This is a genomic window from Sporofaciens sp. JLR.KK001, from assembly GCF_036941055.1.
Classification (GTDB): domain Bacteria; phylum Bacillota; class Clostridia; order Lachnospirales; family Lachnospiraceae; genus Sporofaciens.
In genome coordinates, this window is sequence record NZ_JAYMNO010000021.1 from 1 (window position 1) to 350 (window position 350).

Genomic DNA, 350 nt, shown 5'->3' on the forward strand with positions numbered 1-350 from the left:
ATCCCCAATGATCGGATTGATGTAATTTGCTATCAGTGCACAATTTGACTCGTAGGTAGATAGTGCCCAGTGAGCACTGCCATAAATTTTGATGAAATCATATAAGAAATCTTTTACTTTAATATCCTTTGGTGGAATAAATGTTCCGTTTATTTGTTCTGACTCAATTTCAACTTTTCGCTTCTTGGCTTCTGCAGGTGTATTATATGTTTCCCACTTTTGCTTTTTCTCTCCCTTTTCATCCTCATAATAGTAAACAACAGAATATTTCTTCTTACGTTTAATAATCGTAGCCATACGTTTTCTCCTTTTTTAATTAGCTCCGCTATTCAGCCAGTCCTCAAAGGATC

At 35.4% G+C, this 350-nt stretch carries 1 pseudogene; it reads right to left on the reverse strand.

The features are described from left to right. Positions 1-297, reverse strand: a pseudogene (locus VSQ62_RS32335) (site-specific integrase); the annotation flags it as partial. Positions 298-350: the final 53 nt, after the last annotated feature.